The organism is Pseudoalteromonas sp. CnMc7-15, from assembly GCF_022347925.1.
Classification (GTDB): domain Bacteria; phylum Pseudomonadota; class Gammaproteobacteria; order Enterobacterales; family Alteromonadaceae; genus Pseudoalteromonas; species Pseudoalteromonas ruthenica.
In genome coordinates this window covers 223,699-244,599 of sequence record NZ_JAKRFT010000006.1, presented here as the reverse complement: position 1 = coordinate 244,599, position 20,901 = coordinate 223,699, and the positions used below count along the sequence as shown (strand labels likewise).

At 46.3% G+C, this 20,901-nt stretch carries 19 protein-coding genes; 9 read left to right on the top strand and 10 right to left on the bottom strand.

Annotated features, from left to right (window positions below; genetic code table 11):
- Positions 1-370 precede the first annotated feature (370 nt).
- From MHM95_RS15890 to MHM95_RS15875, 4 genes are all read left to right on the top strand, one after another.
- On the top strand, positions 371-613 hold the full coding sequence (locus MHM95_RS15890) for an OadG family transporter subunit (protein ID WP_235419842.1): 243 nt from the start codon (positions 371-373) through the stop codon (positions 611-613).
- Between the two features lie 12 nt (positions 614-625).
- Complete coding sequence (oadA, locus tag MHM95_RS15885) at positions 626-2,407, top strand: sodium-extruding oxaloacetate decarboxylase subunit alpha (protein ID WP_239385745.1); 1,782 nt, start codon at positions 626-628, stop codon at positions 2,405-2,407.
- 8 nt (positions 2,408-2,415) lie between these two features.
- Entirely contained in the window at positions 2,416-3,546 is a 1,131-nt protein-coding gene (locus MHM95_RS15880; RefSeq protein WP_239385744.1) for a sodium ion-translocating decarboxylase subunit beta, read from the top strand.
- Between the two features lie 199 nt (positions 3,547-3,745).
- On the top strand, positions 3,746-3,922 hold the full coding sequence (locus MHM95_RS15875; RefSeq protein WP_022946927.1) for a hypothetical protein: 177 nt from the start codon (positions 3,746-3,748) through the stop codon (positions 3,920-3,922).
- A gap of 60 nt (positions 3,923-3,982) precedes the next feature.
- Here the strand turns inward: MHM95_RS15875 and MHM95_RS15870 are convergent, their stop codons facing one another.
- Positions 3,983-5,296, bottom strand: a complete 1,314-nt coding sequence (locus MHM95_RS15870) for a peptidoglycan DD-metalloendopeptidase family protein (protein ID WP_239385743.1) — start codon at positions 5,294-5,296, stop codon at positions 3,983-3,985.
- A 153-nt stretch (positions 5,297-5,449) separates the two neighbouring features.
- Between MHM95_RS15870 and tyrS the strand changes: the two genes are divergently transcribed.
- A complete protein-coding gene (gene tyrS / locus MHM95_RS15865; protein WP_045978528.1) occupies positions 5,450-6,652 on the top strand; it encodes a tyrosine--tRNA ligase in 1,203 nt (400 codons plus the stop codon).
- 41 nt (positions 6,653-6,693) lie between these two features.
- Here tyrS and MHM95_RS15860 read toward each other — a convergent pair whose 3' ends face one another.
- The 4 genes from MHM95_RS15860 to folE2 form a co-directional block, all read right to left on the bottom strand.
- A complete protein-coding gene (locus MHM95_RS15860; RefSeq protein WP_239385742.1) occupies positions 6,694-7,635 on the bottom strand; it encodes a cobalamin biosynthesis protein in 942 nt (313 codons plus the stop codon).
- Entirely contained in the window at positions 7,636-8,343 is a 708-nt protein-coding gene (gene mtnN / locus MHM95_RS15855; RefSeq protein ID WP_022944142.1) for a 5'-methylthioadenosine/S-adenosylhomocysteine nucleosidase, read from the bottom strand.
- A gap of 71 nt (positions 8,344-8,414) precedes the next feature.
- The gene (locus tag MHM95_RS15850; protein WP_239385741.1) at positions 8,415-9,032 is read right to left on the bottom strand and encodes a DUF2726 domain-containing protein; all 618 of its coding nucleotides are present in this window, start codon (positions 9,030-9,032) and stop codon (positions 8,415-8,417) included.
- Positions 9,033-9,100: 68 nt separating this feature from the next.
- Positions 9,101-10,024, bottom strand: a complete 924-nt coding sequence (gene folE2, locus MHM95_RS15845) for a GTP cyclohydrolase FolE2 (protein ID WP_239385740.1) — start codon at positions 10,022-10,024, stop codon at positions 9,101-9,103.
- 237 nt (positions 10,025-10,261) lie between these two features.
- Between folE2 and MHM95_RS15840 the strand changes: the two genes are divergently transcribed.
- Together MHM95_RS15840 and arcB are read left to right on the top strand one after the other, a co-directional pair.
- Complete coding sequence (locus MHM95_RS15840; RefSeq protein WP_239385739.1) at positions 10,262-12,052, top strand: hypothetical protein; 1,791 nt, start codon at positions 10,262-10,264, stop codon at positions 12,050-12,052.
- A 42-nt stretch (positions 12,053-12,094) separates the two neighbouring features.
- Positions 12,095-14,425, top strand: a complete 2,331-nt coding sequence (gene arcB, locus MHM95_RS15835) for an aerobic respiration two-component sensor histidine kinase ArcB (protein ID WP_239385738.1) — start codon at positions 12,095-12,097, stop codon at positions 14,423-14,425.
- Here the strand turns inward: arcB and arcA are convergent, their stop codons facing one another.
- From arcA to MHM95_RS15820, 3 genes are all read right to left on the bottom strand, one after another.
- A complete protein-coding gene (gene arcA / locus MHM95_RS15830; protein WP_022944137.1) occupies positions 14,426-15,148 on the bottom strand; it encodes a two-component system response regulator ArcA in 723 nt (240 codons plus the stop codon).
- Positions 15,149-15,255: 107 nt separating this feature from the next.
- Positions 15,256-15,768, bottom strand: a complete 513-nt coding sequence (locus tag MHM95_RS15825) for a YfiR family protein (RefSeq protein WP_026110996.1) — start codon at positions 15,766-15,768, stop codon at positions 15,256-15,258.
- A 1-nt stretch (position 15,769) separates the two neighbouring features.
- Entirely contained in the window at positions 15,770-17,389 is a 1,620-nt protein-coding gene (locus MHM95_RS15820; RefSeq protein WP_022944135.1) for an ATP-binding protein, read from the bottom strand.
- Positions 17,390-17,458: 69 nt separating this feature from the next.
- Here MHM95_RS15820 and MHM95_RS15815 point away from each other — a divergent pair, with 69 nt between their 5' ends.
- On the top strand, positions 17,459-17,953 hold the full coding sequence (locus MHM95_RS15815) for a DUF3293 domain-containing protein (protein ID WP_239385737.1): 495 nt from the start codon (positions 17,459-17,461) through the stop codon (positions 17,951-17,953).
- Here MHM95_RS15815 and MHM95_RS15810 read toward each other — a convergent pair.
- Together MHM95_RS15810 and trmB are read right to left on the bottom strand one after the other, a co-directional pair.
- Entirely contained in the window at positions 17,916-18,962 is a 1,047-nt protein-coding gene (locus MHM95_RS15810) for a methyltransferase (protein WP_239385736.1), read from the bottom strand. The two genes, MHM95_RS15815 and MHM95_RS15810, sit on opposite strands and share 38 nt — an antisense overlap.
- 1 nt (position 18,963) lies before the next feature.
- Entirely contained in the window at positions 18,964-19,689 is a 726-nt protein-coding gene (gene trmB, locus MHM95_RS15805; RefSeq protein ID WP_239385735.1) for a tRNA (guanosine(46)-N7)-methyltransferase TrmB, read from the bottom strand.
- Positions 19,690-19,798: 109 nt separating this feature from the next.
- On the opposite strand from trmB, the gene mutY reads away from it, so the two are divergent.
- The gene (mutY, locus tag MHM95_RS15800) at positions 19,799-20,896 is read left to right on the top strand and encodes an A/G-specific adenine glycosylase (protein WP_239385734.1); all 1,098 of its coding nucleotides are present in this window, start codon (positions 19,799-19,801) and stop codon (positions 20,894-20,896) included.
- The last annotated feature ends 5 nt before the right edge of the window (positions 20,897-20,901 follow it).

Here is a 20,901-nt window from a genome sequence, read left to right as displayed (position 1 = left end):
GTCATAAGCTTAGTCCGATTTGTTCAAACCTGCCAATGACTTAGAGTCAAAAAATAGAACAAAAACCCTCAACGTAAACAATGTAAAATTAAACTTGGTATGACCAATTATCTGTTTTGAAGTTCTCAGCATCATTCATGGCTAATGAAGATGATTTTTTTTCGTATAGATCTTATTTATATCCGCTATTTTTATTATCTATAAAGCTAAAATAACGGCATTGTTGGCGGTTTTTAAGTCTCCTTTCAAGAATTTCAAGGTTATAAATATTGGTATTACCAATTTACACTTAAGTGGACATTCTCTTTTTTTTTGATATGGTGTTGGTTAAATATCAATAAAAAGTAACTAAATTTGCACTGGGGTGAGCATGGATATTACAGCATTGTTAATTGAAGCCGCTTGGCTTATGGCGACTGGTATGGTGGTGGTCTTTGTATTTCTACTCATATTGATAGGCGCTTTACGTCTAATGTCATATATCTTTGCCGATACAGAACAAGCACAAGCCAATCAACAAGCTAGCGCCACTACCAAGCATCACAGTAAGCGCCCTTCAAAGGCGCATATTGCAGCTATTGCTGCGGCTGTGCATCAGTATAAGAAGCAATAATAAGGGTCAATTATGTCTAAATTAAAGCTTACCGAATTAGTACTGCGAGACGCGCATCAATCTTTATTAGCAACACGCATGCGCTTAGAGGATATGCTCCCGATCGCTGATAAGCTTGATCAGGTTGGGTTTTGGTCAATGGAGTCATGGGGTGGGGCCACCTTTGACTCCTGTATCCGTTATTTAGGTGAAGACCCTTGGCATCGTATCCGCGCCTTGAAAGCGGCGATGCCTAATACTAAACAGCAAATGCTACTGCGTGGTCAGAACTTACTCGGTTATCGCCATTACAGTGACGATGTTGTGACTAAGTTTGTCGAGCGCGCTCACGCCAACGGCGTTGATGTGTTTCGTATCTTTGATGCGATGAATGATGTGCGTAATTTAGAGACGGCAATCAAAGCCGCTGTAAATATTGGCGCCCATGCGCAAGGCACTATCTCTTACACCGTTTCACCGGTCCACACGCTGGATATGTGGCTAGATCAGGCCAAGCGCCTTGAAGATATGGGTTGTCATTCTATTTGCATTAAAGATATGGCGGGGCTGTTAAAGCCCTATGATGCCGATAAGCTGATCCGTGGCTTAAAGGAAACCGTGTCTTTACCCATTGCTATGCAATGCCATGCGACCACAGGACTAAGCACTGCAACCTACCAAAAGGCTATTGATGCCGGCATTGATATGCTTGATACGGCAGTTTCTAGTATGAGTCAAACCTATGGTCACAGCGCCACCGAGACCGTGGTTGCTATTGTCGAGGATACCCCGCGCGATACCGGTTTGGACCAAACGTTACTCGAGGAAATTGCGGCTTATTTTAGGGAAGTACGTAAGAAGTATGCGCAATTTGAAGGTAGCTTGAAGGGCGTTGATGGCCGCATCCTATTAGCGCAAGTGCCCGGTGGTATGCTCACAAATATGGAAAACCAGTTAAAAGAGCAAAACGCAGGCGATAAGTTAGACGAGGTACTCAAAGAAATCCCCAAAGTCCGCAAAGACTTAGGTTACTTACCTTTGGTCACCCCCACCTCACAAATTGTTGGCACTCAAGCCGTGTTGAATGTGCTTACCGGTGAGCGCTACAAATCTATTACTAAGGAAACCGCAGGCGTTCTTAAAGGTGAGTATGGAGCTACACCCGCACCGGTAGATAGCCAGTTGCAACAGCGTGTTCTAGAAGGTGCAGAGGCAATTAGTTGCCGTCCTGCCGACCTTATTGAGCCTGAGCTAGACAAGCTGACGGAGGAACTAGATGCTCATGCGAAAGAGCAAAAGATCGAGTTAGCAGACGAGGTGGTTGATGACGTTTTAACCTATGCATTATTCCCGCAAATCGGTTTAAAGTTCTTAGCGAATCGAAATAACCCTGATGCTTTTGAACCGGCGCCCAGCGCCGAGCCGGAGCAGCCAAAGGCTGTGGCTAAGGCGGCACCGACAAAGCAAGGGCCAGAGCGTTATAGTATTAGTGTCGATGGTCAGGCCTATGATGTCGTCGTCGCCCCCGGTGGTGAGTTGGAGAGTGTGCGTGCTGTTGAGGGTGAAGGTGAAAACCCACCGCAGTCGGCTGCGATTAGTGGCGGGGAAACACTGAATGCACCGCTAACGGGCAACGTCTTCAAGGTTCTAGTCAAACCTGGTCAGCACGTGAGTGAAGGTGATGTGGTTATGATCATGGAAGCGATGAAGATGGAAACTGAAGTGCGCGCATTGCACGGCGGTGAGGTCAGTGATGTGTTAGTGCGTGAAGGTGACTCCGTGAGCGCTGGCGATGCCTTAATTGCATTGGTTTAGGAGGGGGTATGGAAGGAGTATTAAATCTCTGGCATGCCACCGGCATTGCCAACTTTTCCGTCGCTCAACTGGTGATGATCTTAGTCGGTTGTGGGCTGTTATATTTGGCGATAGCGCGTAATTTTGAGCCATTACTATTGGTGCCAATTGGCTTCGGGGCAATATTAACAAATATCCCCGTGGCTGGTATGGCAGACCCTGGTGGCATTCTGTATTACGTGTATTACATAGGCATTGACTCCGGCGTCTTTCCGCTGCTTATCTTTATGGGGGTGGGGGCACTTACCGACTTTAACGCGTTGATCGCGAACCCGCGAATGCTACTTCTGGGCGCTGCGGCGCAATTTGGTATTTTTGCGACCTTGTTTGGTGCTATTGCTTTGAACTTTGTGCCGGGCTTTGAATTCACACTCAAAGATGCATCTGCTATCGCCATCATTGGCGGTGCTGATGGCCCGACTGCTATTTTCTTAGCCTCAAAATTAGCCCCGGACTTGCTCGGTGCTATCGCAGTGGCGGCGTATTCTTATATGGCATTAGTGCCCATTATCCAGCCACCCATCATGCGAGCATTAACCTCCGAGCAAGAGCGAAAAATTGAGATGCCACAGTTACGAGCGGTTTCCAAAAAGGAAAAAATTATTTTTCCACTTATGGTTCTGGCGTTAACTGCGATGTTCTTACCGGCAGCAACGCCGTTGGTGGGAATGTTCTGTTTGGGTAACTTAATGCGTGAGTCAGGTGTCGTCGATAGGCTCAGTAGCACAGCGCAGAATGAGCTGATCAATATAACGACTATTTTCCTTGGCCTAGCAGTGGGCTCAAAGCTAGCTGCTGAGCAATTTCTGACGGTGGAAACCATTGGTATTCTAGCGTTAGGAGCCTTGGCATTTTCTATTGGCACGGCGTCAGGTGTATTCATGGCAAAAGGGCTGAATAGATTATCGTCATCACCCATTAACCCCTTAGTAGGGGCAGCCGGTGTATCTGCTGTGCCTATGGCTGCTCGCGTGGTCAATAAGGTTGGCTTGGAAAACAACCCACATAACTTTTTATTGATGCATGCCATGGGGCCAAACGTTGCTGGCGTTCTTGGTAGCGCTGTGGCTGCAGGTATTTTACTGGCTTTGGTGGGCTAACCTCTGCCGGGAAATTTATCTATTTAGGCACTTCCTAGCCATTTGCGCGTCCTATTCGAATTCGGTGGGGCGCGCTTTTTTATGGCTGAGGCCGGTTTCATAGTTTTGCGATTAAGTGTTATAAGTGCATGCTATAGCATGAGCTGAGACTAACAAAGCAGTCCATGGCTAGCCATAACAGTCAAAATAGGGAGCGGCTATGAACGCTATTATCATCATCATTGTATTATTTGTTTCGCTGGCTATTTTGGTGCCGTTACTAGAACGCTACCAACATCAGTTAGGGCTCAATAAAATGATGCGCTTTCGCAAGTATATCTTGCCACTCGTTGGCATAAGCTTAGTGGTGCAATTGCTTTATATGTTATTTAGGTAAGGACTTGTGATATAGCAGACATAAAAAAAGCACCCTAAGGTGCTTTTTTTATGTCGATGATTAGTTCATCGCCAGCTGCATTTCTCGCTCTCTAACCAGCTGCGCAAGAAGTGTATCGGCTACTGGTTTGAACTTGGCTAATTCGCCAGCGGGAAGCGGCTCAGACTTTGGCAGTTCAACGGTACGAGGATTACGATGTACACCGTTTACAAGGAACTCATAGTGTAAGTGGGGGCCGGTAACGCGACCGGTGGCTCCGACAGTGCCAATAAGCTGACCTTGTTTCACTTTTTGGCCATTTTTCACTTTGCGTTTATTTAAGTGCAAGTACTTAGTTACATAGGTATTGCCGTGTTTAATGAACACATAATTACCATTAAAACGGCTGTAACCTGCTTTAATAACTTTGCCGTTACCAGCGGCTACCACGGGCGTACCTGTGCGCGCGGCGTAATCAATACCACGGTGTGGCTTCACCGTTTTAGTTACTGGGTGGAGGCGACGCGGATTAAAGCTTGAACTGATGTATTTAAAATTAACTGGCGCTCGTAAGAAGGCTTTTTTCATACTTCGACCTTCAGGCGTGTAGAAGTTGCCATCAGTGTGGCGCACAGCGGCATAACGTTCGCCTTGGTTGATAAATTCAGCAGCGATGATTTTCCCTGTGCCAATATACTCGCCGTCAACGTGGTGTGTTTCATACAGCAAGCTAAACTGATCGCCTTTACGCAGATCGTTGGCAAAATCCACGTCCCAGCCAAAGATGGTGGCAAAGTTCATAATTTGTTTCTCACTTAGCCCAGCCGAGATACCGGCTGTCCATAGGCTGCCATTGACTGTACCAGACGCTGTTTTAGTGAGGGTTTCAATTTCTTTGGAATCGATAGAGGTGTCGTAGCGTCCCTCTTCGTTAAGCGTAACAAACAAGGTGTCGGTTTTGCTCAGTACATATTTGAGCTGCTGCAACTCACCCTTGTCGTTTTTTGCAAAACTTAACACTTCACCTGGGTGAATTTTGGTTAGTTTTTTCGTTTCTTCATTGGTATTAACCAATTTATACAAGGTTTGCGCGGAGAAGCCTGCACGTTTAAAAATCAGGGCAAGGTTGTCACCGTTACGTACTTGGTAATCGGTGTGCTCATAGGTTGGTAAAGTCTGAGCTTGCTCGGGGGAGTTCAAATCGGTGATTTGTTCGTCTTCCTCAAGCTTAACTTGAAGCTCGTAACGCTTACCCACTTCCAATGGCTTTGCGTCGTTATCCTTTGATGCTGTGGCTCTTTCCGTAGGTATCAACATCAGGGCAATAATCGTGACAAGAAAGCCCACAATGAGCATTTTGTGTTTTTTGGGGAGCTTGTGAACCACGTTTACCATAACCTACCTTTTTCTGCTGTTAAGGAAAACAAATCTAACCAAAGGCTGAGCATATACGTTATAAAGGGCAAATACCAGTATTTTGTGCATTTAAACCCGGCGCGAATTGCGCTAGAATCGCGCGGTTAGCACATTTTTTTATCGGAGAAATAAATGACAGACTTGCAGACAGCGCTGGCAGAAATTAAACGCGGTGCTGAGGAAATTTTACTTGAGGAAGAACTCGCTGAACGCCTTAAGTCAGGGAAAAAGCTACGAATTAAAGCTGGGTTTGATCCTACAGCGCCAGATTTACATTTAGGTCATACGGTGCTTATTAATAAGCTAAAAACGTTTCAGGACCTTGGCCATGAAGTGATCTTTTTAATTGGCGACTTTACTGGAATGATAGGCGATCCAACGGGTAAAAACGTGACTCGTAAACCTTTGACCCGTGAAGATGTGTTAGCTAACGCCGAAACCTATAAAGAGCAAGTCTTTAAAATCCTCGATCCAGAAAAAACCACCATTGCATTTAACTCGCAATGGATGGAAAAGCTAGGCACCGCAGGAATGATAAAGTTAGCAGCTCGCCAAACCGTAGCACGCATGCTCGAGCGCGATGACTTTAAAAAACGTTATGCAAGTGGTCAATCCATCGCCATTCACGAGTTTTTGTATCCGTTAGTGCAGGGGTGGGATTCAGTCGCACTTGAGGCCGATGTTGAGCTTGGTGGCACCGATCAGCGTTTTAATCTGTTGATGGGCCGTGAACTGCAAAAAGACGAAGGGCAAAAGCCACAAACAGTGCTAATGATGCCGTTGCTTGAGGGCACTGATGGCGTGCAGAAAATGTCTAAGTCTCTGGGTAACTACATAGGAATTACTGACTCTGCTAACGATATGTTTGGCAAAATGATGTCTATCTCCGATGATCTTATGTGGCGTTACTATGAGTTGCTTAGTACCAAGTCACTTGAGCAAATTGCGGAGTTGAAGGAGCAAGTCAGCAACGGCGCGAATCCGCGTGATATCAAAATTGCCTTAGCGAAAGAGATCATTGCGCGTTTCCATGATGAGCAAGCGGCTGAGCAAGCTCACGCAGATTTTACCAAGCGTTTCTCTAAAAATGCGCTGCCTGATGATATTAACGAGCTAACCATTGAATGTGATGGCGATGAGATGATGATCACCGCCTTGCTTAAGGAAGCCCAGCTTGTGGCTAGCACTTCAGAAGCGATTCGCATGATTAAACAGGGTGCTGTGAAAATTAATGGCGAAACCAAGGTAACAGATAGCAAGCAAATGGTGGCTAAAGGCAGCACCGAAGTTTACCAGGTTGGTAAACGTCGCTTTGCAAAAGTGACTCTTGCCTAAGAATTGATACTACAGAAAAAGCCGCTTAAAGCGGCTTTTTTTTACGCCCACGCTATGTGGCTAAGGGCTATAACCGCCAGCCAAAGCATGTTAACACCGTCAATATATTTCAATGTTGCTTTGATTGTTTTGTCATCAGGCAAATGATCCACACCAATACGCATGCGCTCAAAACGATGGCCTTGATAAAAGGCTGGCCCGCCAAGCTGTACTTGCAATAATGCACTGAAAACACTGAGAGTAAACCCGCTAACGCGGTGATAAAAGTGCCGGCCATATATCCGCAAGTAACGCCATAGTTTACGCTGTTGGGTCATCATCGCCAGCGGTAGCAAGTACATTACTAGGGCCGCTACACAGCAAAGAGTTAGTAACCATTTACTGGCGTAGAGATAAGGACTCGATGGCAAAGCATGCTTGCGCATGGCCGTGTGCAGAGTCCACGTTAAACTGTAGGCGAGGGCAGCCATGCCGCCAAATAAACAATACAGTAATAGTGGTGCAAAGTAGGTATGAAGCATGCGCAGCAACACACTCTCAATGCAAGCTTTGGCGACCCCCTGACTATTCAAACGCTCACAATCACGCACTACAATAGTTGCTAGCAGTGCCCGAGCGAGTGATTTACGTTGCTGCTTTAATGCCAAAGCAATACGCGTGCTTTTGCTACGGATTGTGTGGGAGTCTAGGCTCAGGTAGAGCAAGAGCGCAGATAATGCCTCTGGGTAGTAAACTAAATGGGAGAACAGCGCGATTAATGTCAGCGGCAACAACACACACAGAGCCAGTGACAGTATGGCTATCAGTAGGTGGTAGCCAACACTATCTTGCGGATTGAAAGTGCGTTTAACTAAATTGTTGAAGCCCAGGCGTGCCAGGGTAAAAGGGTGATACCAAGGAGAGAGCGGCAGCCAACGCTCGCAAGCAATGGCTGCAAGTAATAACAGCAGACTAAGCTGAGCACTTAGCGCCTCAACCAGCATCTATAGGGTGACACCATCAAGTTTCGTTAGCATCGCCATCACCATAGCCGATGAATTCTTCGATGCGACTTCTAAGTATTCTTCGAATGAATGCGGCGACTCTTTGCCGGCGATATCAGACAGTGAGCGGATAACCACAAAGGCCGTATCAAGTAAGTGGCAGGCTTGAGCGATTGCGGCGCCTTCCATTTCCACGGCAAGCATCGCTGGAAATTGTTTGCGTGTTGCATCAATGCGTTCAGGATCACACATAAATGAATCGCCTGTACACACTAAGCCAACCAACGACTGACACTGTTGTAGCTGTGAAATTGATTGCTCGGCCACTTGTATCAACTGTGGGTGAGACTCATAAGCCGCTGGCATTTGTGGTACTTGGCCATACTCGTAACCAAATGCGGTAACATCGACGTCATGGTGGCGTAGTTCGCTGGCAATAGCTACATCACCCACTTCTAAACGCTGGTCAAAACCGCCTGCTGAACCTGTATTAATAACGCAATCAGGGTGAAAGTGGTCGATCAACAAGGTGGTTGCAACGGTGGCAGCGACTTTACCTATCCCTGATTGCACTAAAGTCACAGTCTGAGTATTGAGTTGCCCATGGTAAAAAGTAAAACCACCGTGTTGGTGAGTTTCTACGTCGCTCATGCGTTCACGCAAAATCGCGATTTCTGGCTCCATGGCGCCAATAATACCTACTTTCATAGCATCTCTGATTAATTAGCAAAAACAGCCCTTAGTATATCAAAGGCTGTTTTAATATGGCATTGGCTTAATTAGATCTCTGCAAGTTGGGTCGATGTAGCGAGAGCTGAGCCGCTAGTCTGCGCTTTGGCTTGCGAAGGCGAGAGCACTGCTGGGCGCGTTGGCGTGCGCGTCGGTTTACGTTTTGTTGCTGTTTCTGGCTTGCCAATCTTAAATAAAATGGCGTTACGTACATCTTCAACGCGGTAGCCGCTTTTTACTTTCATACGAATATGAGGAATACCGGCGGTTTCTAGGGCACCGCTAACAAACCAATCGCGCTGTGCCTTGTGGCCGTCTTTATTGGCATTATTGACCAGATCTACGGCGGCGACTATGGTCATTTTCTGTTTATCTAACAGTACATAGTCGAGTTGCTTGTTCTTAGTTTTAGTCATGGCAATACGCCGTGATTTGCTAGAAAGTCCTGCCTTGCAATCAATGACATCTGCTAATTTGACTCGGCTGACGATCCGGTAGTTATCGCCAACCGCTCGCTCTAGAAGCGATAGAAAGGCGCTCTCAACCTGCGTATAGATCTCTTTTTTACGAACGAAAGGATAAGGGTTTTCGTTATTATCAGTGAACTTGGAAGCCACCACGGAAGCAACAACAACCAGCACCAATATAGATAAAAGCGCGAATTCCATTTTTTACTCCAAAACGAATTTTTGACACGCTTACATTAAAGCAATAAACGTGCCTAAAATTGAATTGGCTAGGGTTGATAACCCTGGGGCAGGCCTTTAGTCGTGATAGCTACGGCGTCATGGGCGTGAAGCGACTCATAGTGGTTAATGCGAACCCAAAAATCAAGCACGTCTGCCCGCTCATCTAACGTTGCTTTCACCTTACGAGCGGCATCTTCACAAAACATCAAATTGGCGCCATTTAATCGTGCAAACTCTTGCTCGTCTTCTCGTTTCACGGCGGTTTGCACGGGTGTTTTTAGTGTTTGCTCAATTTCATCGATGATGGCGACGAAGTCAAATTCGCCAAGCTGCGCATCCAATAATACCCTGGTTTGTGCGACGGAGCGTTGAGAATGGGGGGTGGCGCTGATCCCTTCTGTTGTGCCCAGCCACTTTAGCACTTGTTCAAAGTTCAAGTTCTCGGCGTCAAAGTCACGTTTAAAGTTTTCTTGAATCAATTGCCTTGCAAGGGCTGCTGAACAGGGGCAAGTAGACGAGTAGGTTACTTCAACACCGGCTTCAACACGCAGCTGCCCTTGATTTAACTGCATGTCTAAGGTGATGGGATAGAATTTCCAGCCGCTGTTATCGCTTAGCAACGCACTGCGGCGCAATGGAAGCTCAAAACTGAGGCTGAGTCGCGCTCTATCGCTAATATCGTCATGGGAGCTGATAAACGCATCAAGGGTTGTTTTGAGTTGCGCAGGAGTCACGCTGGGCTCATTAGAAAGTTGGTCCAGTGCCAAAAATAAGCGCGACATGTGAATGCCCTTGGCATGGGTGTCAATTAAGTTCACAAAGGCTTGTGCTTTGGCATTAATAACGGTTGCTGCCATGCCCTTGGTCGCAATTTTTAAAGGTATTTCAATGGCGCTCATACCCACCCAATCAAGCGTATGATGTACTGAAGACGCGCTGGTGTTGGCGATATCTGGCATTGGATGTGGCATAGCCTTCCTCATTATTGAAGCAACGAAAAGGCGACATTCTACCTGAAAATGCGCAAATGTGGAGCGGCTCAAAGTTGCAGGATAAAAAGCCAAAGAAGAGATATGTAAAGCAATGCTGGCAGCTAAGTGGCGACAACATGCTTCCTTTATTGTCCAGTAATTGTTAACATTGTGTGTTGCTGTTAAGACGCGCTATTTACACCCATAACTTGCAAAATAACAATAATGACCAGTCCGATGAAATCAATTCTAAAAAAAGCCGCCACTGTGGCGATGTTAAGTAGCTGTAGTGTTGCTGCGTTCGCCAAGCCTCAGCTGATGTTGTTTGCTGACGACCTGCAGGTGTGCTCCAGCGAAAGGCTGAGATATTGTAATTCTGAATCCCGCGAAAGCTTAAGTAAGGATACTTATAAACAACAGCCAATTTATCAAATTACAGAAGAAGGCCTAGGCCGTATTGCCGATATGGCCTGGACCGAGCAGCCCGATATTCGCGCCCAGGCAGTCGAGTTATTAAATGCGGCGAAAAAGCATTTTAATGATGAAGCATTCGGCCAACGTGAATTCGAACGTTATCTGCGCCGCAGTGATTTCACCCTTACTGGCAGCGATATATCAGCACGTGAATTTTGGTTTAACTTATTTGATTTCGAACAGCGTAACTTTTTTGATTTACTCGAGCAAAAACAAGCGAATGGTAAGCGTCGTCGCCAAGGCGAAGTTGATGTTCAGGGCACGCGTAATTGGGTAACCAAAGAGGCGTTTGCGCAGCTGCTTAGTGATGCGCAAAAGATTGCCGATGCCAAACGCAAACCACGTGTTGCCTTTATCACCGGTGGCAGTCGCGACCCTTATCGCGATGTTGATTATTATCAGTCCTTATTTGAGCAGCTTGGCTTTGAAGCGCATTGGCTCGCTATCGATGGGGCTATGCAAACGGTAATGAGTGCTCAAGATACCAAGTTGTGCGATAGCTTGGCTGATTATCAGGTGTCGAAGTTAGCGAGCTTCCGCCGTGATGTGCTATACCCTGATCTTTATCAAAAGCAGCAAAAACTGTGTCGCGACCCAGAGAAGCTATATAACCTTCTGCGTAAATCTGACGCGGTGTTTATAGCCGATTCAAGCCCGCTATTGCTATATCATGCGTTTTATAAAAATGCTAACCAGCCCAGTGAGTTGCTAACAAAAATACAGGATATGGTGGCAAAAGGGCAATTAATGGTCGCCGCGCAGGGTGATGCAGTACATGCCTTGGTCGGTGGTAAAAACAATGCCACTGTACTCTCTGGTGATGGCGTGCAGGTGTTGACTGGGCGACCCACGGTTTACAGCAATGGTTTTGAAGCTTGTCGCTTGGGAGTGGACTGTATCTCAGTGGTAAACAGCCGTGAACTAAGCTATATGCAATCGGGCGTGCTAGGTTTGTTTAACTGGGGCACCTTGGATACTAAAGTAGCCAAGTATGGTAATCAGCCGCGTCTAATTAAAACCGGTATTGATAACAGCAGTAATTTAATTTTTGGTCTCGATAGTGACAGTTATGCCCGCATCAGCAGTGAAAGTGATGAAGGCGAGTACATGCAGATGCAAGTATTTGGCGAGGGTGGGCTATGGCTTGGTGACTTACGCCAAAGCAATGACTCTATGGCTACAGCAATGCAGTTTGGCCCTTTTGACAGTTACTTCTTGACTCATGAAGACAAAATCATGCTCCGTAATGACATGATTAACGTTGAATTAGCGCCATGGAAGCAAGCCATCAATACCACAACCGCCGGACCATTAGTGAATTCGTCCACGCCATTTAGCCGCTCTAATTACCATAAGCTCGGACAAATGCAGTGCAACACCGGAGCTGCAACTGCCAGTGGTAGCACGGATATTGATTCACAGCGCTTTGAGTTAACCTTAAAAGCCAGTGGCGCCACGAACATGCGAAAAGGCGTACTCGCAAAAGGCGGCAAACGCATCGGCGTATGCTCGTTTGCAAGAATCTCAACGCAGATACTGCCAAAGGCACTCTAAGTTGATTACAATAAAGGGGTTTGTAGCAAAACCCCTGTTTTTATGTTTGACTCTTCCCTGAGCCCTTGGGTTCGTGTATTAACTAATCTCCTTGCCCGATTTGGGATCTGGTACGCAGCCGCTATTGTTTATGGTGTGTTTATCGTCGCGGCCTTGATCCTTGGCTCAATGTATTACTACGTTGCCACCGGTGAAGTGACCCTACTGGATGTACTCGCAGTGGTGTTCTTCACGGCCATTACCGCACCTGTGGTGATTATGGTGGTGCTGCAATCAGTGGCACAGCTGCAAGACTCGCAAAAGTTTTTGGAAACCGCCACGAAGCAAGAAAAGCTATTAAACCAGTCACTGAAAGACAATATTCGTCTACTTAATACTGAGATTGATGAGCGTAAAATGGCGCTCAATGCTAAGCATCGGGCTATTGAAGAGTTGCGTCGTGAGATAGCAGAGCGCAAGAAAACGCAGCTAGAGCTAGCTCAACAAGGCATGCTATTGCGCTCAATTGTCGACTCGTCCCCTGACTTATTCTATTACCGCGACCAACAGGGGGTGTTTGCCGGCTGCAACAAAATGTTTGAAAAGGTGATGAATCGCAGTTCAGGCGACTTAATTGGCAAAACTGCCGAAGATATTTACCCACCGCAGTTGCTACCTGAGGTGTTACGCACCGACCATCAAGTAGAAACGACGCATGAACCCATAACGCTAGACGTTCAGTACCCTGTGGATGGAGAGCCCCATTGGTTTGAAATGCGCAAGCTACCCTTTATTAATGACGACGGCGAATATATTGGTCTACTTGCTTTCGGCCGTGATATCACGAGCCGTAAGGAAGCTGAACAGGCGCTCGAGACTGCTTACAAAGACAAAGGTAAATTCATTGCTACTTTGTCTCATGAGTTGCGCACCCCTTTGAATGGTATTGTTGGCCTCACTCGTATGCTGCTTGATACTGAATTAACGAAACAACAACGCAGTTGGTGCAATACGGTCTTCTCAAGTGCTGAAACCTTAGGCAACATCTTTAACGACATTATCGATTTAGACAAGATTGACAGAGAGCAACTTGATATTGTCACCGAACCGGTCGGTGTCACAGACTTTATAAATGATGTGGTGAATTTTGGCTCGCTCATAGCCGAGCAAAAGTCACTGTCTTTCGATGTATCCCGTGAAGGCGACTTGGACGTTTACGCAGAAATAGACCCAACGCGTTTGCGTCAAGTGCTCTGGAACCTCATCAACAACGCGGTGAAGTTTACCAAACACGGCGGGGTGACCTTGGGCTGTCGTCGCCACGACACTGGCAAACAAGTATGGCTTGAGTTAAGTGTTACAGATACAGGCATAGGTATTCCACAAGAGCAGCTACGGCATATTTTCGATATGTATTACAAAGCGCCGGATGCCAGTGGCGCCAATGCTATAGGTTCGGGGATCGGCCTTGCGGTTACTAAAGCCTTAGTTAAAGCAATGGGTGGGGATATTCAAGTCAGCTCGATGGCGGGTGAAGGAAGTAGCTTTAAAGTACATATTCCTCTTAAGCTGACGCAAGCTCCGCAATTAGAAACATATGATTGTGCCAGTCTAAATATTCTTCTGGTCGAGGATGTTCCTTTGAATGCCGAAATTGCTACCAACTTGCTTGAGCAACGGGGGCACGAGGTCATTTGGGCTGAAACCGGTGAGGATGCGCTGTCTTTTGTGCAAACAGAGGATGATCTCGATTTAGTGTTACTCGATATGCAATTGCCCGATATTAATGGTGATGTGGTAGCTCGTGAAATCCGCGCCGATGAGCATTTTGATAATTTACCTATAGTGGTGTTAACCGCAAACGTGCGCAGTGCTGAGGAAGAGCTACGGGGCATTAAAGTGCAAGGCTCACTCGCCAAGCCGATTAATACCAACAAACTCGATAAGATGCTAGCGACGCTCTTTGGTATTGGAAAAGACTGTGCACAGCAGGCAGCAGCCAAACAACTAGTCGATGCTGCATCGCCGCAAGCACTCGATGTGGATGAGATAAACCTAGATAGAGAGATTATCTCTGAATTCTTGGATTCTATGGGGGCGAAAGCCTTTGCCCGCAGCGTTGACTTGTTTGCAAAGTTGGCACCTGGGTATCAGCAGCAAATGCAAGATAACCTTGCCAGTGATGTGGATGAGTACAAATCAGTCGCCCATAAATTGAAAGGAGCCGCAGGCTCAGTGGGACTCAAAGCGGTGCAGTTGCAGGCCAAGGAAATGGAGAATAATTGTCAGCAGGTTGAACAAGAACAGCGCCAGCAATGGTTAACGCAGTTAGATGGGCAAATAAAAGAAGGGCTCAAGGCCCTTCAGTCATTCTTATCTCAGTTAGCTCAGTAATTACGAGTTGCTGTCGATTTTTCCGATAAAACGATAACCTTCACCATGGATGGTGCTGATCAGCTCAGGCGTGCTGGCGTCGCTTTCAAAGTGTTTACGGATACGACGAATAGTCACATCAACAGTACGGTCGTTAGCACGAAGCTCACGGCCAGTCATATGTTTAATCAGCTGCTCGCGGCTAAAGATACGACCTGGTGAGTCTAACATTAGACGTAATGCGCGATACTCACCCTTAGGTAAGCGCTTAGATTCACCCGCCGGAGACGTTAAGCAACGGCTGTTTTCGTCTAATTCCCAACCGTTAAAGTTAAGCACACCATCAGACTCAAGTGCAGGGTCATCTTTGCTGGCTGCTGTGCGAGAAATAAGGTTGCGGGCACGAATAGTTAATTCGCGTGGGTTAAATGGCTTAGTGATGTAATCGTCCGCACCAATTTCAAGACCTAAAATACGATCGACATCGTTGTCACGGCCGGTCAAGAAAATCAAACCAACATTGCGTTTTTGACGCAATTCACGGGCGAGGATCAAGCCATTTTTACCTGGTAAGTTGATATCCATAACAACCAGGTTAATTTCATCATTGGTGGTGAGCTTATCATGCATATCATCACCATCAATGGCTTCAACTACAGTGTAGCCTTCCGCTTCAAATAAGCTAACGAGGTTCAGGCGGGTTACGTCTTCATCCTCTACGATCAGAATGACTGGCGTTTGCATTGTTAATTAACCTTTTCGGAATATTTTATTTACAGAAAAACCGGAAAAACGAGAATTCCGCGAATACTTGCGATTATAGGAGTATATCTAAATGTTAACAAGTAAAATCAATTTGGATAAAACTTAGATACTGTCATCAGCCTGGCTTGTACTTTAAAGCTTACTTGCTCGAGCTGCTCCCTGTTGATATACAGTCGAATCTTCTTACCTTCCTGAATTAAGGCAGCCACACCGCCTTGCTCAAGGAACTCGAAATTACTGCCAACGGTGAATGTTGTTAAAGGCCGAGTTTTGATCCAAGGCGACAGTATATCATTCTCTATTTTTCCATCAAAGTATGTGATGTCACATTGCCGAGAAAGTTCATCATTTTGTGAACTTTTACTGAGTTCGGTTATGGCAATTGGTTGTCCACGTATCAATAAGTTCTGTTGTTGCGCAAGAAATGCACCAGGCCCTTTGCTTAAGTTAGTAAAACAATAGCGCACCGAATCAGACTGAACATGAGTAAAGTCGATAAACTTGGCTATTTGAAAAAGCAGCGCCGAGCGCACTTGATCGGGCGTTCCTGCTTGAGCAGATAGGCTGCACATCAAGGCGGCTAAACAGACTACACGCATACTACTGTACCCCACTTAATGGGATCTGAACTATGAAGTGACTGCCTTGTTTATGCTCAGGAGCAAGCAGCACCTTGCCGCCAAGTGCTTGAGTTACGAGGTTGTAGACTAGGTGTAAGCCTAAACCACTGCCGCCAGAGCCTCGCTTCGTGGTCACAAAAGGATCAAAGACCCTGGGCTTTAATGTTTCGCTGATGCCGCTACCATTGTCTCGGTAGTCAATCTGCAGCTGTCCGGAGTCGGTTTGTACATCAATATCTATACGTGGATCTGGGTGATCTTTGAAGGCATGGATAAGAGAGTTACTGATAAGCTGCTGCAGTATCTGTTGGATAGGCCCAGACTTTGATTGGATATGTAAATCCTCGGGGCAGTGCACGTTTATCTGCGGGCTAATGTCATCAAGGTCGGCACGCATACTAATCATGACCTCGCCAATGAGCGCGCTTAAATTAACGTCGGTGATGCTCTCACTATCTTGGGTCACAGCGACTTTTTTAAAGCTGGCGATAAGCTCGGCTGCGCGGTTAAGGTTGCGATAAATCAACGACAGATTTTCTTCACCATCTACCAAGAAGCGCCCTAGCTGTTGCGAGGTGAGTGTTTTTTCTTCAAATGAATGGCGAATATCACCGAGCTTGTCACGCATTAATGTTGAGGCAGTTATCCCCAATCCCAAAGGGGTATTGACCTCGTGAGCGACACCCGCAACCATTTGCCCCAGTGACGCCATCTTTTCATTTTCAACAATTTGATTCTGATATTGGTGCATCCGCTCTAGCGTACTGAGTAGCTCTTGGTTAGCGTCGCGCAGGGCATCGGTGCGCAGGTTCACTTTTTCCTCAAGACTCTGGTTTAGGGCTTCTATTTCTTTTTTATCTGTCTCATTACGCTCGATTTGCTTTTCTGTGCGCCGCAGCATGGTGTTGACACTTAGCGCCAGCTGATTGAGTTCTGCTATATTACTGCTCGGGGCGCGAACGGTATAGTTACGGTTTTTGGCAACGTCTTGCAGTAACTGGCTCAATGTATCAATAGGATTACCGATATGGCGCTGGAAAATACGCGCTATAACATAGGCAACAACCAGCACCGCTACGCTCAACATAATATCGATAATTATTTTGCGGTGCAGGTAATTCTCAATACTCTCTAAACTGGCTCGAACATACACATAACCTATGGTGTTGTCTTGGTTGGTGATGGCTTTAATGATTTCTAAGTGGCCATCTTCGACTTCTCCCTTACCGATACTCTCGAGACGTTTAGTTTTTACTGGCACTGGTGGCGTGCGAGGGGCGTTATAACTGGCAAAAAACTCAACTTCGTCATTGAATTCATCTATACGATAAATATGAATGTTTTTTATTGCCTCTACAGCCTGAAAGGCTTGTAGGCGCTGCTCTTCGGTTTTGCTGTCGTCAAAAAGAACCGTCACTTGAGCGTTAAAAGCGGTGAGCTCGGCAAAGGTTTCTACGCGCTCTTCCAGCTGTTCTCGCTGCTCTTGAATGTCAATGTAGGTAGAAATAGTAATAGACAAAATGAGCGACAATGACGCAACAGACATGACCGCGTAGATCAATGCCTTTCTTATACTAGTTGTTGAGCCTTGAATACTCATGAGTGTGCGCGGTTCACTAATAGCTGTGTTACAACATTAAACTAGTTTAGCAAATCATTGAATAGTCGAATGTTAAAATCAGAAAAATGCATAAATAAAAGCACTTTTGTCGGCATAGATAAGGATACCTTAGCGGCCTATGAAAATCCTTACTTCTGGTTTGCTCAAAAACCTAGTTATATCGCGTCTGGGTTTATTATAACCGCTTGGAATCCGCAGGGGCTGCGCCTTGGACAAAGACAAAATCGCTTACATACGCAGCGCTTGGCTAAACGGCTCGCAGGCTTTGACCTGCACTGGGGTTTTGGCGGTAACCAAGAGATGACCTATCGCGAGCGCAGCGCCTTAGTGCGAGCACCTCGCAGCTATGGCAAGAAGCTAATGAAGGAATTTAGCCAAAATGCTATCTACCTAATAAAAGGTGGGCGACTATATTTGTATTTCTATAATGCTCAAGAAACATCGGTCAACGGGGATTGGCAGCGCCGTGTAAGCCATCTAAGACAACTGCCACGGCGTAATTATGCTATTGGTTTTGATACACCGCAAAACGCTTCGTTTTAGCAATTGTTTGGTGAGTGTTAAATTGTTGCTGTAGTTGCTCTGGGTAGGCTAAAAAGCTATTAGCGACTAGAGTAAGCGCACCGCCTTTATTCAGGTGTACTTTCGCGCTGGCAAAAAAGCGAGCGGTGATATCATAATCGGTCTTTAGCCCGGTATGAAAGGGCGGGTTGCTGACGATGATGTCAAAGCGCTCGTTGATGTTGGTTAGGCCATCGCTGAGCACAATATTGCCTTGCAGGTCATTGGCGCGAAGGGTTTGCTCACTGGCATATGCGGCTAAGGCGTTTACATCCAAGGCACTGCCTTGAATGTGGGCAAAGCGCTTCAAGCAAAAGCTGATAATAACTCCGGCACCGCAACCAAAATCAAGTAAGGATTGGGTGTTAGTTAAATCAGGTAAGTTATCCAGTAACAACGCCGTACCATCATCCAGTTGGCCATGGTTGAATACACCCGGTAGGCTAACTATATCACAGCTCACTTGTTCACCAGCTATGCTGCGAGTAAGACAAAAGCGCTTTTCGTAGCGACTGATATCGAACTCGGGCAGCGGGGTAATATCGCTGTATTGGTATAATTGACAATGTTTGGCAGAGTCAACCTTATGGCCATGAGCGAGGCCTTTTAGCTGTTTATCAATGGATTTTACGCCGCCTTTTTTCTCCCCCACCACCAGTAACTGCGCATCATCATTAATACAAGCACGAATATTATCTAAGGTCATTAAAGCTTCGGCTTTGGCCTTAGGATAATAGTAAATTACTAAGTCGAAGCGGTGTTTAGGAAGCTCATGAGACACCAGAGTTTGGGCCTGATGTTGCTGGGCTTGGCGTTGTGCAAAGTCGCCATTCGCTTGGTTATAAGAGAATAAATGAATATCAGCTGTTGGGTTCAGCTCACGCAGTTCGCTTGCAAACCCATCACAGTTAAAATTGACCACTAAAATGGTTTGCGCGACTAACAGCTCAGGGCTGCGCAGTAGGATCTGCGACGGGTTGCTCAGTACCATATTATTTCACGCGCTCAAACATTAAGTCCCAAACACCATGGCCAAGACGATGGCCACGTTGCTCAAACTTAGTTAGTGGGCGAAAATCTGGACGTGGTACATAGTCATTCGTGCTTGATTGGTTGCTAAAATGGCTATTGCCTTGCATTACTTCGAGCATGTGTCCAGCATAGTTTTGCCAATCTGTCGCCATATGAAAGACCCCGCCAATTTTTAGTTTGCTGCGCAGGTTTTCGACAAATTCAGGTTGCACAATGCGACGTTTGTGGTGACGTTTTTTATGCCATGGATCGGGGAAGAACAATTGCACTTTAGCTAGGCTTTCATCGCTGATACAGTCCGCTAACACTTCCACCGCATCGTGTTCAAAAACGCGCAAATTAGTAACGCCTTCGGCATCAGCGTCCATCAGGCAAGCACCTACTCCAGGGCGGTGAACTTCGATGCCGATAAAGTTTTGCTCTGGTGCGTTTTTAGCCATTTCTACAAGCGATTTACCCATGCCAAAACCGATCTCAAGAACAACATCATTGTCATTGCCAAACACTTGGCTGAAATCAAGTAAGCCATTTTGATGCTCAAGCCCCATTGTCGGCCAGCATTTCTCTAGTGCCGCTGCTTGACCTTTGGTCAGTCGGCCTTCGCGTTTTACGAAGCTGCGTACCTTACGGATATACTTTCCTTCGCGCTGTGCTTGCTCCAATGCTTGTTGCGTAGATTCACTCATGGTCTTGGCTGTCTCTGTAAAAATGGGTGCGTATTATCCCCAGTTGTAAGAGGAAGTACAAGTAAAGGGTATTGATATTTACCTGCACAATTATAGACTGAGCGCAAATATGTACAGGGGCGTTATAAAAGTAGTGGAAATAAGTAAAAGCACGCGTGATTGGTTTGCCACTCAAGTACTCGATTGGTACGACAAACATGGTCGCAAGACGCTGCCTTGGCAGCTAGAAAAAACACCCTATAAAGTTTGGGTATCAGAGATTATGCTGCAGCAAACGCAAGTTGCTACGGTGATCCCTTACTTCAACCGCTTTATGGCGCGTTTTGAGACTATTGAGGCGTTGGCTGAAGCGCCGCAAGATGAGGTTCTCCATTATTGGACAGGTTTGGGGTATTACGCTCGAGCACGTAATCTACATAAAACCGCACAGTTGATCTGTGAGCAGTACCAGGGTCAGTTTCCGCACACCTTGGAAGAAGTAATGGCTCTGCCTGGGATAGGGCGCTCTACTGCGGGTGCTATCTTAAGCCTATCGCGCGGCGAGCATCATGCGATTCTCGATGGCAATGTAAAGCGGGTATTAGCGCGGTTTTTTATGATTGAGGGCTGGTATGGTGTCAAAAAAGTGGAAAACCAACTTTGGCATCTAAGCGAGCAATTAACGCCAAAGCACGGTGTCACTCAGTTTAATCAGGCGATGATGGACTTGGGAGCAAGCCTGTGCTCACGTAGTAAATATGACTGTCAGCCCTGCCCACTCAATGATAAGTGCCAGGCGCGAATCAATGACAAAGTAAACGAGTTCCCACATTCAAAACCCAAAAAGCAAGTGCCGAAGAAGCATTGCGTAATGTTTATTCCCGTTTATGAAGGGCACACCTACATGGAAAAGCGCCCCGATCAAGGCATTTGGGGAGGGCTACATTGCTTTATCGAGTTTGCGAACCAGGATGGGGTTAAAGAGTTTATGGCAATCAATGGTATTAGCGGTAAAGAACATAGGTTAGAGCCATTTACCCATGTATTTTCACACTTTCAGTTAACTATAGAGCCTATTGTTGTGCATTTGCACAAACCCATACAACAGCTTGCAGAGCGCGCAGTACTAACTTATTCACTAGCGCAGCAACCTGAGGTGGGGCTAGCAGCACCGACAAAGAAATTATTGAAACAGCTAAAGCAGCACCTTGCAGGTGCGAGTGTTTAAGCATT